We start from the raw sequence: 13,550 nt of genomic DNA, 5'->3' as shown, positions 1-13,550 counted from the left end.
AGAAAAATAATCGTTAGAGTAACGTTAATCAAAATAAGACAATATGAAAAATAACATGTAAATTATTTCAAATACGTTTGCATGTAAAATGGGCCACTATAAAGTGGCCCATTATCAATATTAATACCTAACTAATTAAATTAGGCGTTCTTTCGCTTCGGCAATAGCAGAAGCCACCTGCTGTGGTGAGACCCCACCTTTAGCAACACGTTTATCCAGGCAAGATTGCAATGCCAGAATCGGATAGACATCATCGCCAATCACTGCGCTGAACTTCTGCAAATCGGCCAGCGAGAGTGCTTCCAGCGCTTTACCCTGACGAATAGCTTCAACGACTGCTTCACCAACAATATGGTGCGCCTCACGGAAGGGTACGCCCTTGGCGACCAGATAATCAGCCAGTTCAGTAGCATTGGCGTAACCCTGTTCTGCCGCTTCTTTACAACGTGGCCGTTTTACCTGAATACCGTCTAATACCAGCGCCGCCATATGCAGGCAATCGAGCCAGGTATCCAACGCATCAAACAGCCCTTCTTTGTCTTCCTGCATGTCTTTGTTATAAGCAAGAGGCAAGCCTTTCAACGTCATCATCATTCCGGTCAATGCACCTTGTACTCTGCCACATTTACCACGGATTAATTCCAACGCATCTGGGTTTTTCTTCTGTGGCATCAAGGAAGAACCGGAGGTCACACGATCCGATAAATCAACGAAAGCCGCTTCGCCACTGTTGAAGAAGATCAGATCCTCAGCAAAACGAGATAAATGCACCATGCCGATGCTGGCATCAGACAGTAGCTCTAAGACGTGGTCGCGGTCTGAAACACTGTCGAGGCTGTTGCGAGTGGCAGAGGCGAAACCTAACCAGCTAGCCAGTTGTTCGCGATCGATGGCATAGGCAGTACCTGCCAATGCACCACTGCCCAATGGGCTGACATCCAAGCGCGTCAGGGTATCTTGCAGTCGGCTTTGGTCACGCGACAGCATTTCTGCATACGCCAGACACCAGTGAGCAAAAGTCACCGGTTGAGCACGTTGCAAGTGGGTATAACCCGGCATGACGGCATCCTGATTCACTTCGGCTGTGGCAACCAGCGCCTGCTGCAACTGCTTAACCGCAGTTTGTAATTCAGTAATCTGGAATTTGCACCACAATTTCAGATCGGTCGCCACCTGATCATTACGGCTACGGCCGGTATGCAGTTTTTTGCCTAAATCGCCAACTTTATCAATCAGTTTGGTTTCGACCCAACTGTGAATATCTTCAGCATCACTGTTCAAGATAGCCTGTGGATCGGCCTGCACTTCTTTTTGCAATGCATCAAGTGCCTGTTCCAGTTGTTGCTGTTCGGTAGCCGTTAATACCCCAACTGTCACCAGCGCTTTCGACCAGGCAACAGAACCGATAATATCCTGCTCCGCCAGCCGATAATCAAACCGCAGTGAATCGTTGAATTGCTTGAAACGCTGATCTGCCGCCTGACTGAACCGCCCGCCCCACAATGCCATAATCTTTCTTCCCTAGTTTCAGAATAAAAACTCATAATAAAATAAACAGTATCAGGTATCAGGCCGAAATACGTGTACCGATCGGCTCACCATTAAACAGTGCCGGTAACTGATCCGCATGACGCCAACTGGCAATATCTACCGGGCGGCCTAGTGAGCGTGCTGCATCCAGTGCTGCGTTCACTTTAACTACCATACCATCGGTGATGATGCCTTGAGCAATGAGTTGCTCGGCTTTTTGCGCCGTCATTTCAGCAATCCGTTGGCCTTTACCATCCAGTATGCCACTAACATCAGACAACAAGATCAAATCTGCCCCAAGGGTGGCGGCTAACGCGGTGGCTGCCTGATCGGCATTCACATTCATCAGTTGACCGTCGGCAGTAATACCAATGGAGCTGATAATGGGCATGTAATCCGCAGCCAGCAAGGTATTCACCAAAGTAGGTGATCCCGGCTGAGCATTACCCACATGCCCCAGCTCGGCATCCAGTAGCGTTACCGAGACGGTTCCACCATCGCCCAGACACAAGCCAACAGCATTAATATTATGTTTCACCGCCCAAGACAGCAGGGTTTTGTTAGCGGTGCCCGCCAGTGCGCCGGTAATGATATCAATCTGATCAGCAGGGGTGACGCGTAAGCCGTTTTTCTTCACCACCGGCAAAGCGAGTTTTTTCATAAGATCGTCAACCAGACAACCGCCACCGTGCATAATCACTAGCGGGCGCTCATGCTTTTCGCGATAAGTCACCAATGCAGTAAACAGGCGTTCCAGCGCTTCTTCGCTGTCGAGCAACACGCCACCTAATTTAATGACTAACGGATTCATCATTTTTGCGCCTTATTTAATCGGGTAAAATTTATGGGTTTACAGGCATGACCGCGACCAGCAATTTCGGCTAGTGACTAACCTTGCCCCACAACAAAGACTCGGTTTCTGTAAAACCAAAACGTATATTCATGCATTGCACAGCCTGAGCTGCTGCACCTTTCAGTAGGTTATCTTCGGTCGCGACAATAATTAAATGTTCGCCTTGCACTGAGAAACCAATATCGCAGAAAGGCAAACCAACCACCGCTTTCAACGCGGGAACACCTTGCTGATACAACCGCACCAGCGGTTTATCCTGATAAGCATGGTGATACGCGTTGGCAATATCTTGCGCCGTAATACCCGCGTTCAGACGGCAGGTAATGGTCGCCAAAATGCCCCGGGCGAAATTACCCAAGTGCGGGGTAAAAATAACTGGCGTGCCAAGGTGAGCCACAATTTCTGGATGATGACGATGATTAAACAAGCCGTAGGGCTGTAAACTCACTTCACAGAAACTGTTGCCGATACTGGCCTTACGCCCTGCGCCGCTGACGCCACTGACCGCATTAATCACCGGCCACTGTGCTTCATTCAATAATTTATTATCAACCAACGGCTTAAGCGCTAATTGCGATGCGGTTGGATAACAGCCTGGTACCGCGATCAACTGTGCCTGCTTAATCTCTTCTGCCTGCCATTCAGCAAGCCCATAGACGGCTTTATCCAGCCAATCGGGATGTTTATGTTCAAAACCATAATACTGACGGTAAAACGCCGTATCTTTAACCCGAAACGCACCAGAGAGATCGAATACGACACAACCGGCAGCTAAAAATTGCGGCGCTAAATCATGGCTGACCTCGTGGGCGGTAGCGAGGAACACAACATCAACCCCGTTTGCTGCCTGAGCCACATCCACCAAGGGTTGTAGCGGGAGATCAATAATGCCTTTTAGCTGCGGATGCAGGTCAGAAAGTAATTTTCCTGCATCTGCACTTTGCGCTGAAACCGTTAAACCGGTTATGTTCATATGTGGGTGACGACTCAGGTAAGCCGTAAGCTCCGCTCCGGCATAACCACTGGCACCAACAATTAGCGTATTCAACATGGGTTCAGTTCACCTTACCCTGCTTACTTGACGTTGCAGCAGTGCTTATTACTCACTTGCCGCCTACCTGCAACTCCAAGTACTTTGGGTATAAAAATGTAATTCGGTATAAAGACATAAGTAGTCAAAACCGGTATTTGGGTTTTCAGCAAGGTTTTGCTGTTCCCCTCGTGATTGAGCGTTGACATTTTCGTAAATTTAAGGGTGTTTTTCGGTTCCCTTACGCTCAAGCTTAATGTATTTTTATTCATAATTACTGCATGAATATTGATACTATCCTAACCAAAGGCTGTCAACAGTGAAGATGAAATTACCTCCATTTATTGAGCTGTATCGGGCGTTAATCGCGACGCCATCGATCAGCGCAACCGATAGCGCTCTCGATCAAAGTAATGAGGCGTTAATCAACTTGTTGGCCGGATGGTTTGCAGACTTGGGTTTTCGTGTCGAGATCCAACCCGTGCCCGATACACGCCACAAATTTAATCTGCTTGCCAGCATTGGAGAAGGCAATGGTGGATTATTGCTGGCGGGTCATACCGATACTGTGCCTTTTGATGAAGGGCGTTGGACGCGCTCACCGTTCACCCTGACCGAACATGACAATAAGTTGTATGGCTTGGGTACCGCCGACATGAAAGGCTTCTTCGCCTTTATTCTGGATGCGGTGCGCGATATCGATGCCAGCAAACTGAGCAAGCCACTGTATATTCTGGCAACCGCCGATGAAGAAACCACCATGGCAGGCGCGCGCTACTTTGCCGCCTCCAGCCAGCTGCGCCCAGATTTTGCCATTATCGGGGAGCCAACCTCGCTGCAACCGGTGCGGGCGCACAAAGGGCATATTTCCAATGCTATCCGAATTACCGGTCAGTCTGGGCATTCTAGCGATCCGGCACGTGGGGTGAATGCCATTGATTTAATGCATGAATCTATCACTCAATTGATGAAGCTACGCACCAGGTTGCAAGAGCGTTATCACAATCCGGCGTTTACTATTCCGTATCCCACCATGAATTTTGGTCATATTAACGGCGGTGATGCGGCAAACCGTATCTGTGCTTGCTGCGAATTGCATATGGATATCCGCCCGTTGCCGGGCCTGACATTAAGTGATCTGAATGAGTTAATGACCGAAGCGCTGACACCGGTAAGCCAGCGCTGGCCGGGCCGTTTGAGCATTGACGAACTGCATCCACCGATCCCAGGCTATGAATGCCCAACCGATCACCATATGGTAGGGGTTATCGAGAAATTATTGGGTGAGCGTACCGCGGTGGTGAACTATTGCACCGAAGCGCCGTTTATCCAGCAAGTGTGCCCAACTCTGGTGCTGGGGCCCGGTTCGATCGATCAAGCCCATCAGCCAGATGAATTTATCGATATGGCCTTTATCGAGCCAACCCGCGAGCTGATTGGTCAGTTGGTTGACCATTTCTGCCAGCAGTAATTACCTCTTATGGGGTAGGCGATCAATTTTGCCTATTAGGAAGACTGATAACCTGACCTTGGTAATTAAATTTCAGCAATATCCCTAAAATTGATGTTTTTTTGCTAAAAATAGTGTCAATTGGAGTATGGAATTGAACGTGGCGAGTGGAATTGTCCATCTCGGCCTTTTGGGTGAAATTAATTTACAAAAAGAAACCATAAAAGTTTATACCCAAAGTCATTGGCGTTGCAGGTAGGCAGCAAGTGAAAGACAAATCGGTTGAAGACCGATTTGAACAGCATTTATGCTAGCCCGCAGGGTGAGCCTCTTTGAGGCTCATTAATCCCGATCAGCTGACACCGGTCAGTGATTCGGGTGAGTAAGCGTCGCTAACCACCCTGCGGCGTCAAGGGCGAAGGGGATATGGGTCAGGGGTCATATGAACGAACAATATTCCGCAATGCGAAGTAACGTCAGTATGCTCGGTACGCTACTCGGGGACACCATCAAAGAAGCGCTTGGTGAACACATCCTTGAAAAAGTAGAAACCATCCGTAAATTATCCAAATCTTCGCGTGCTGGTAATGAAGCGAGCCGTCAGGAACTGCTGACCACGCTGCAAAATCTGTCCAACGACGAGCTGCTGCCGGTAGCCCGTGCTTTTAGCCAATTCCTCAATCTGACGAATACGGCAGAGCAATATCACAGTATTTCACCACACGGTGAAGCCGCAAGTAACCCAGAAGCTCTGGCCCAGCTTTTCACCCGCTTAAAAGATAAAAAGCTGAGTGAGAAAGATATGCGCAGCGCGGTTGATGAGTTATCCATTGAGTTGGTGTTAACCGCTCACCCAACCGAAATTACACGTCGCACCCTGATCCACAAACTGGTGGAAGTGAATACCTGCCTGAGCCAGTTGGATCACAATGACTTAGCCGATTACGAACGCAACAAGATCATGCGTCGTTTGCGCCAGTTAGTTGCACAATCGTGGCATACTGACGAAATTCGTAAAATACGCCCTTCCCCAGTAGATGAAGCCAAATGGGGCTTTGCCGTGGTTGAAAACAGCCTGTGGGAAGGTGTGCCCGCATTCCTGCGTGAGTTTAACGAGCAGTTACAAAACTCGCTCGATTACCGCTTGCCTGTAGAGGCCGTACCAATACGCTTCACCTCTTGGATGGGGGGGGACCGTGACGGTAACCCGAACGTTACCGCTGAAATTACCCGCCATGTGCTGTTACTCAGCCGTTGGAAAGCCACCGACCTGTTCTTGCGTGATATTCAAGTGTTGGTATCAGAGCTGTCCATGTCGGAATGTACCCCGGAACTGCGTGAATTGGCCGGTGGCGAAGAGGTGGTCGAACCTTATCGCGAATTAATGAAACGCGTCCGTACCCAGTTGACCAATACTCAGGCTTATCTGGAAGACCGTCTGAAAGGCGAACGTGTCTTGCCACCAACTGATTTGCTGGTGAGTAATGACCAACTGTGGGACCCGCTTTACGCCTGTTATCAGTCTCTGAAAACCTGTGGCATGGAGATCATTGCTAATGGCCAACTGCTGGACACCCTGCGCCGCGTGCGCTGTTTTGGTGTGCCACTGGTGCGTATCGATGTGCGCCAGGAAAGTACCCGCCACACCGATGCCATCGCTGAACTGACCCGTTATCTGGGCCTCGGCGATTATGAAAGCTGGTCTGAGGCAGACAAACAAGCCTTCCTGATCCGCGAACTGAACTCCAAGCGCCCACTGGTTCCGCTGAAATGGGAACCGAGTGCTAATACACAAGAAGTGCTGGAAACGTGCCGGGTGATTGCCGAAGCACCACAAGGCTCTATCGCCGCTTATGTTATCTCCATGGCTAAAGTGCCATCAGACGTGCTGGCAGTACATTTACTGCTGAAAGAAGCGGGTTGCCCATTCACGCTGCCAGTTGCGCCATTGTTCGAAACCCTTGATGACCTGAACAATGCCGACGAAGTGATGACCCAGTTGCTAAATATCGACTGGTATCGCGGCCTGATCCAAGGCAAGCAGATGGTGATGATTGGCTATTCCGACTCGGCAAAAGATGCCGGCGTAATGGCAGCATCCTGGGCGCAATATCGTGCGCAAGATGCGTTGATCAAAACCTGTGAGAAGGCCGGTATCTCTCTGACGCTGTTCCACGGTCGTGGCGGTTCTATCGGCCGTGGCGGTGCGCCTGCACATGCAGCTCTGCTTTCTCAGCCTCCGGGTAGCTTAAAAGGCGGCTTACGCGTCACTGAACAAGGCGAGATGATCCGCTTTAAATTTGGGCTGCCGGAAGTCACTATCAGCAGTCTGGCGCTGTATGCCGGAGCGATTCTGGAAGCCAATCTGTTACCGCCGCCAGAGCCGAAGAAAGAGTGGGTTGAGGTGATGGACATTCTATCGGACGCTTCCTGCGATATGTATCGCGGCTACGTACGTGAGAATCCTGAGTTTGTCCCTTACTTCCGCGCCGCGACCCCAGAGCTGGAATTAGGTAAGTTGCCATTGGGTTCTCGCCCGGCAAAACGCCGTGCGGATGGCGGAGTCGAGAGCTTACGTGCCATTCCATGGATTTTCGCCTGGACACAAAACCGCCTGATGCTACCTGCCTGGCTGGGTGCGGGGGCCGGTTTGCAAAAAGCGATTGATGCCGGTAAGAAAGAAGTATTAGCCACGATGTGTCGTGACTGGCCATTCTTCTCTACCCGTATCGGGATGCTGGAAATGGTGTTCGCCAAGGCTGATTTGTGGCTGGCGGAGTATTACGACCAACGTTTAGTGGATAAATCACTGTGGCCGTTGGGTCAGCAATTACGCGACCAGTTAGCCGCAGATATTAAAGTGGTGCTGGCTATCGCCAACGATGACCACTTGATGGCTGATTTGCCGTGGATTGCGGAATCGATCGCGTTGCGTAATGTGTATACCGACCCACTGAACGTGCTGCAAGCTGAGCTGTTGCACCGTTCGCGCCAGCATGAGCACCCAGATGCCCGTGTTGAGCAGGCATTGATGGTGACTATCGCCGGTGTGGCTGCGGGAATGCGGAATACAGGTTAGCCATTGATTTTGGGGGAAGCGATTCCCCTGATTATCTTTTGTTTGCTTGATGATTATGATGAAAAGGGGCCACCGCCCCTTTCAAAAATTACGGTCTCACCCCGAGGGTATGGCAAATCGCATAACTCAACTCTGCCCGATTCAAGGTATAGAAATGGAAATCCTTCACCCCTTCACGGCTTAAAATCTTCACCATATCCATCGCCACTGAGGCACCCACCATTTTGCGCGTCTCAGGATCATTATCCAGCCCTTCGAAAATACTGGTCATCCAGTGTGGTACCCGCACGTTGGTCATGGTGGCAAAGCGCTGAAGCTGTTTAAAATTGGATACCGGTAAAATGCCCGGCACAATTTCAACGTCGATGCCGGTAGCCACACAGCGGTCGCGAAAACGCAGATAGCTCTCAACATCAAAGAAGAACTGGGTAATCGCCCGGTTAGCACCCGCATCAATCTTACGCTTGAGGTTGATCAGGTCAGCTTGCGCGCTTTTGGCTTCAGGATGGACTTCTGGATAAGCCGCCACCGAGATATCAAAATCCCCTACGTCTTTCAGCAAGGTCACCAAATCAGATGCGTACATTTCTGGTTTACCACTATCCGGTGGCAAATCCCCCCGCAGAGCAACGATATGGCGGATACCGCTGTTCCAGTAATCGGTAGCAATATCACGTAACTGAGTCGGTGAAGCATCAATGCAGGTCAGATGCGGTGCGGCTTCCAGGCCAGTGCGCTCTTTTATCCCTTTGATGATGCTGTGGGTACGATCGCGCTCGCCAGAGTTCGCGCCATAAGTCACCGAGACAAACTTAGGTTTCAGGGTGCTCAGACGATCAATCGAACTCCACAGGGTCTCTTCCATCTCGCTGGTACGCGGCGGGAAAAACTCAAAAGAAACATTAATCTGACCCTGCAACTCTGACAGACTTTGATTCAGCGCTTCCCGCTGGTTTGCGTGGAAAAAACTCATACCCTGTTACTCCATTGTCGTTATGACGACTTATGTTATCTGTTACCGCTCATTTATGAGCGTCTATACGTTTAGACGGCTAAATAGAAAATGACGGAAGTTGGCTAAAGAGTCAACTTTTAAATAAGTTTAGGACGATGATTAATCTTCACACGCCATACGCAGAAAATTCATGTAGACCTCTAACCCTTGAAGTTACAGGGGTTCGCGGTGTTCGCTTACTGCCTGTCAGCAATATGCGCTCTTGGGGACCGGCATTAAAGAGGGAATGGATTAAAGAGGTAATTTCGCCTCCTCCGCTTAAGCAGAAGAGGCGAATTAATGCAAATTACAGCAATTGAGACAGGCGGTTTAAATCAGACTGAATTGCTCCGGCAGTAACATCACGCCCGGCACCTGGGCCACGAATGACCAGAGGGTTATCGCGATACCAACGGCTCTCAATGGCAAAGACGTTATCGCACGGCAGCAACGAAGCCAGCGGATGGTCAGCACGAACGGCTTCAACGCCCACTCGAGCCTTACCATTAGCATCAAAGCGTGCCACGTAACGTAACACCAACCCCATCTCGTTCGCGGCTTCTAAGCGCTGAATCATTTGCTGATTCAATGCTTCGCCATTTTCAAAGAACTGATCTACCGACCCCACATCAGCACCAGCAGGCACCAGCGACTCCACCCGCACCTGATTCGGTTCAATGTCATAACCCGCTTCACGGGCCAGAATCACCAGTTTACGCATCACATCCTGGCCGGAAAGATCCACCCGTGGGTCTGGCTCAGTCAGACCTTGCTGCCAGGCTTGATCGACCAATTCGGTAAAGGGTACCGTGCCGTCAAATTGCAGGAATAACCACGACAGCGTGCCGGAGAAGATACCACTGATCGCCAAGATACTGTCGCCGCTATCACGTAGATCACGCACCGTGTGGTTAACCGGTAAGCCAGCGCCCACCGTGGCGTTGTACAGCCAGTGGCGGCCGGTTTTGGCAAAAGCATCGCGAATTTGGCGGTAGTTATTGCTACTGGATGCACCGGCCAGTTTGTTGGCGCTGATAACGTGGAAACCGTAGCTGGCGAAATCCAGATATTGTCCGGCCAGCGACTCACTAGCGGTCACATCCAGCACCACCAAATCATCAAACGGGTGTGCTCGCATCCACAAGAACAGCGACTCTTCATCCTGCTCTTTGGCTTCGTCATCATAAAATGCCAATGTCCGACTGGCATCCAGCCCATCGTAACTTAACAGGCTGCGGCGGCTATCCACCACACCTGCCAGCACAAACTCAAAACCACTGCGCGCCGAGATATTCTTCTGCTCGCGGGCGAACAGTTCCAGCCAGCGGGCACCAATATTACCTTTGCCGAACAGCATCAGACCAATGCGTTTTTCTGCACGGAACAGTGACTGGTGCAAGCCCTGAATCAGGTGTTCAGTCGGACCAAGGCGCAAAACGGCCACCATGCTGATCCCATCTTCTGCCTGCCAAATAAACTCAACTGGCTGATCTTTTAACTGTTGGTAGAACCGGTGGCTGTGCAGTGGGTTCTTGCAGACCCCCGCGCCCACGAGTGCGACCAGTGCCAGCCCTTCGCGTAGGGATAATTTACCCGGCAGCGCGGCATCTTCCAGCACTCTTAGTGCACTGTTAACTACTTCGGAGGTATAGCAGAGTTGCAACAGATTGCGATCGGGATGAATACCGGTGGCTAGCGGTTTGATTTGCGCACGTTTGAGTAGCAAATCAATCTCTTTCTGCGCCAGCGAGAAATCGTGATGACCGGCAATCTGCAATTCGATCAGGCAGACATCATCATGGCTGGTAACGATTTTCGCCCCCGAACCTGATGCCAGTACGCGCTCAATGCGGGTTGAACCCTGCTCTGGCTGATAACTACAACGCAGTTGTAAATCGATATCACTGCCTGAAACCGGTTGTAGCGTGCGGGTATGCAGCACCGGTGCTGCCAAACGGGCCAATTCACTGGCTTCATCCAATCGCAGTAACGGTAACAGACAGGCATCTTTTACTTTGCGTGGGTCAGCACTGTATACCCCAGCAACATCACTCCAGATGGTCACCCGCTCGACCCCCGCCAGCGCCCCGACTTGTGTCGCCGAGTAGTCACTGCCGTTACGCCCCAGCAGCACGGTTTCACCGGAATTACTGCGCGAGATAAACCCTGTCACCACCAAACGTTGATGTGGATGCTGGGCCATTAATTGTTGTAACAGCGGGTAAGAACGGCCTTCATCGATTTGTGGTTGTGCCGCACGCTCTGCGCGCAGGAAACTACGGGCATCCAGCCAGGTGGCGTTCATATCCTGCTTGTTCAAAACCGCCGCCATCAAACGGGCGGACCAAATCTCACCGTGCCCCACCACTTCGGCATAAATTGCATCGTCGACTTTGTTATCCAGCAGGCCCGCCAAACGCTCCAAATCATGGATAAACTCACTAATCAGCGGTTCGGCCATTTCTGGAGACAATAAGCCACTGATCAGATCATGTTGATAACGACGTAAATTTTGTTGCACCTGATGAGCAGAAAGACGATCACTTTGGCTCAGTTTCAACCAGCTAATCAGTTGGTTGGTGGTACTGCCTGCCGCAGACACCACCATCAGATCACCAGGATGACTGTAATTGGCCATAATATTGGCCACCCGCAGGTAACACTTCACATCCGCAAGGCTACTACCACCAAACTTATGCAGTTGACGGCCGGTCACCGCCGCTGCTACCGCTGTTGCATTCATGCTTACCTCGTTCCCGCCAACTGGAAAGCATTTTCCAAATCGGCAATCAAATCTTCGCTGTCTTCAATACCCACGGAAATGCGCAACAAGCTGTCAGTAATACCTGCGGCAATGCGCGCTTCTGGTGCCATACCGGCATGGGTCATGGTCGCTGCATGGGAAATCAGACTTTCCACACCGCCCAAAGACTCCGCCAGAGTAAATAACTCAAGGGCTGAGAGAAAGCGACGCAGTAGCTGTTCATCACCATCAAGCTCAAAACTGAGCATCGCACCGAAACCAGACTGCTGACGGCAAGCAATTTCGTGGCCGGGATGTTGTGGCAGAGAAGGATGATACAGCTTTTTCACTAAAGGCTGCTGCTGTAAATAACGAACAATCTCATCCGCATTACGTTGCTGCTGAGCCATACGTGGCGACAAGGTACGCAAACCGCGTAATAACAGGTAGCTATCAAATGCTGCCCCCGTTACCCCGATATTATTCGCCCACCATGCCAGCTCAACCGCCAGCTCAGGATCTTTGGCAATTACCGCACCAGCGACCACATCAGAGTGACCATTTAGGTATTTAGTACAGGAGTGAACCACCAAATCCGCCCCTAAAGAGAGTGGCTGCTGCAAGGCGGGGCTGAGGAACGTGTTATCACAAACCGTCAGAGCACCTACTGCACGTGCCGCCTTGCAGATAGCGGCAATATCTACCACTCGTAGCAGCGGATTACTGGGTGTTTCAATCAATATAAGCTTGGGTTTTTCCGCCAAGGCCCGGCTCAATGCCGTTTCATCACCCTGATCGACAAACAGCACCCGATAAGCACCGCGCTTGCTCAGACTATCGAATAAACGATAACTGCCGCCGTAACAGTCGTGTGGGGCGACCAGCAAATCACCCGGTTTTAGGAATGTGGTGCAAACCAAATGAATCGCCGACATCCCGCTGCTGGTCATGACTGCACCCGCACCACCTTCCAGTTCCGCCAGTGCACGCTGTACCACATCGCGCGTCGGATTCCCGCGACGTGAATAATCATGTGCGCGCGGCTGATTAAAATCGATAAAATTATAGGTACTGGAGAGGTGAATCGGGGGAACAACGCAGCCGTATTGCTCGTCATCGTTCAACCCGCTACGGACTGCTATTGTTGCCTGTTTACGCGTCATATGGATTTCCACCAGCCGGTTATCGAGAAAATGTTACGCCAGATTAGACGCACAAATTACGGACGTCAATACATCTGGACATCTAAACTTCTTTGCGTATAGATTGAGCAATGGAATAATAACCGCTAAAATTGTAGAGGCTTTAACTATCTTAATGATGTCAGTGAGTTTTCGGTGGTGTTTTGTTTAACCGCAAGGAGCGTATCGAAAGGTAACGGCTATCAATAAGTAGTAAAATGATTAAATGGGTGATGTTGCTCTAGTAAAATCGACATTTATTTAGTGAGAACAGCGAAGATCGGGCATAATTGGCCGGTTTTCAGAATTTTGTATTTTCCCGACAAATTTAAGGTGTCCCATGGCTGAGTGGAACGGCGAGTATGTCAGCCCTTACGCTGAACACGGTAAGAAAAGCGAACAGGTCAAAAAAATTACGGTATCCATTCCGCTGAAGGTGTTAAAAATCCTCACCGATGAACGGACCCGCCGTCAGGTGAACAACCTGCGCCACGCCACCAACAGTGAATTGTTGTGTGAGGCCTTTTTGCATGCATTTACCGGCCAGCCGCTACCGAATGACGAAGACCTGCGTAAAGAACGTAGCGATGAAATCCCGGAAGCCGCGAAAATTTTAATGCGTGAGTTGGGTGTTGATCCCGATACCTGGGAATATTGATAAATACAGTTTTAACATGATACTCATCACTC

General features: G+C 50.4%; 9 protein-coding genes. 3 read left to right on the top strand and 6 right to left on the bottom strand.

Annotated features, from left to right (window positions below; genetic code table 11):
• Positions 1–135 precede the first annotated feature (135 nt).
• From argH to argC, 3 genes are all read right to left on the bottom strand, one after another.
• Positions 136–1,509: an argininosuccinate lyase gene (gene argH / locus V1952_RS05220; RefSeq protein ID WP_420071224.1), complete on the bottom strand. Its 1,374-nt coding sequence runs from the start codon at positions 1,507–1,509 to the stop codon at positions 136–138.
• 58 nt (positions 1,510–1,567) lie between these two features.
• Positions 1,568–2,341 carry an acetylglutamate kinase gene (gene argB / locus V1952_RS05215; protein WP_372560675.1) on the bottom strand — a complete coding sequence of 258 codons (774 nt, stop codon included), beginning with the start codon at positions 2,339–2,341 and terminating at the stop codon, positions 1,568–1,570.
• A 70-nt stretch (positions 2,342–2,411) separates the two neighbouring features.
• On the bottom strand, positions 2,412–3,434 hold the full coding sequence (gene argC / locus V1952_RS05210) for an N-acetyl-gamma-glutamyl-phosphate reductase (RefSeq protein WP_420074415.1): 1,023 nt from the start codon (positions 3,432–3,434) through the stop codon (positions 2,412–2,414).
• A gap of 304 nt (positions 3,435–3,738) precedes the next feature.
• On the opposite strand from argC, the gene argE reads away from it, so the two are divergent.
• Both argE and ppc read left to right on the top strand, forming a co-directional pair.
• Entirely contained in the window at positions 3,739–4,884 is a 1,146-nt protein-coding gene (argE, locus tag V1952_RS05205) for an acetylornithine deacetylase (protein ID WP_420071222.1), read from the top strand.
• Between the two features lie 421 nt (positions 4,885–5,305).
• A complete protein-coding gene (gene ppc / locus V1952_RS05200; protein ID WP_372560117.1) occupies positions 5,306–7,942 on the top strand; it encodes a phosphoenolpyruvate carboxylase in 2,637 nt (878 codons plus the stop codon).
• 88 nt (positions 7,943–8,030) lie between these two features.
• Here the strand turns inward: ppc and metF are convergent, their stop codons facing one another.
• From metF to metB, 3 genes are all read right to left on the bottom strand, one after another.
• A complete protein-coding gene (metF, locus tag V1952_RS05195; RefSeq protein ID WP_083161792.1) occupies positions 8,031–8,915 on the bottom strand; it encodes a methylenetetrahydrofolate reductase in 885 nt (294 codons plus the stop codon).
• Between the two features lie 328 nt (positions 8,916–9,243).
• Positions 9,244–11,679, bottom strand: coding sequence for a bifunctional aspartate kinase/homoserine dehydrogenase II (locus tag V1952_RS05190; protein WP_083161790.1), 2,436 nt, complete (start codon positions 11,677–11,679; stop codon positions 9,244–9,246).
• A 2-nt stretch (positions 11,680–11,681) separates the two neighbouring features.
• Positions 11,682–12,842 carry a cystathionine gamma-synthase gene (metB, locus tag V1952_RS05185; RefSeq protein ID WP_372560118.1) on the bottom strand — a complete coding sequence of 387 codons (1,161 nt, stop codon included), beginning with the start codon at positions 12,840–12,842 and terminating at the stop codon, positions 11,682–11,684.
• A gap of 358 nt (positions 12,843–13,200) precedes the next feature.
• Between metB and metJ the strand changes: the two genes are divergently transcribed.
• Positions 13,201–13,518: a met regulon transcriptional regulator MetJ gene (metJ, locus tag V1952_RS05180; RefSeq protein ID WP_004392248.1), complete on the top strand. Its 318-nt coding sequence runs from the start codon at positions 13,201–13,203 to the stop codon at positions 13,516–13,518.
• Positions 13,519–13,550: the final 32 nt, after the last annotated feature.

Origin of the sequence: Yersinia sp. 2542 StPb PI (genome assembly GCF_048593855.1) — a bacterium.
Taxonomy (GTDB): domain Bacteria; phylum Pseudomonadota; class Gammaproteobacteria; order Enterobacterales; family Enterobacteriaceae; genus Yersinia; species Yersinia enterocolitica_E.
Note: the sequence above shows the minus strand (reverse complement) of the source record. Positions and strands in the feature narration are given on the sequence as shown.

Bases quoted from the DNA above. Each gene is read 5' to 3' on its own strand.
- ppc (WP_372560117.1), top strand. From the start codon at position 5,306: ATGAACGAACAATATTCCGCAATGCGAAGTAACGTCAGTATGCTCGGT.
- V1952_RS05190 (WP_083161790.1), bottom strand. From the start codon at position 11,679: ATGAATGCAACAGCGGTAGCAGCGGCGGTGACCGGCCGTCAACTGCAT.
- metB (WP_372560118.1), bottom strand. From the start codon at position 12,842: ATGACGCGTAAACAGGCAACAATAGCAGTCCGTAGCGGGTTGAACGAT.
- metF (WP_083161792.1), bottom strand. From the start codon at position 8,915: ATGAGTTTTTTCCACGCAAACCAGCGGGAAGCGCTGAATCAAAGTCTG.
- argE (WP_420071222.1), top strand. From the start codon at position 3,739: ATGAAATTACCTCCATTTATTGAGCTGTATCGGGCGTTAATCGCGACG.
- argH (WP_420071224.1), bottom strand. From the start codon at position 1,509: ATGGCATTGTGGGGCGGGCGGTTCAGTCAGGCGGCAGATCAGCGTTTC.
- argC (WP_420074415.1), bottom strand. From the start codon at position 3,434: ATGTTGAATACGCTAATTGTTGGTGCCAGTGGTTATGCCGGAGCGGAG.
- argB (WP_372560675.1), bottom strand. From the start codon at position 2,341: ATGAATCCGTTAGTCATTAAATTAGGTGGCGTGTTGCTCGACAGCGAA.
- metJ (WP_004392248.1), top strand. From the start codon at position 13,201: ATGGCTGAGTGGAACGGCGAGTATGTCAGCCCTTACGCTGAACACGGT.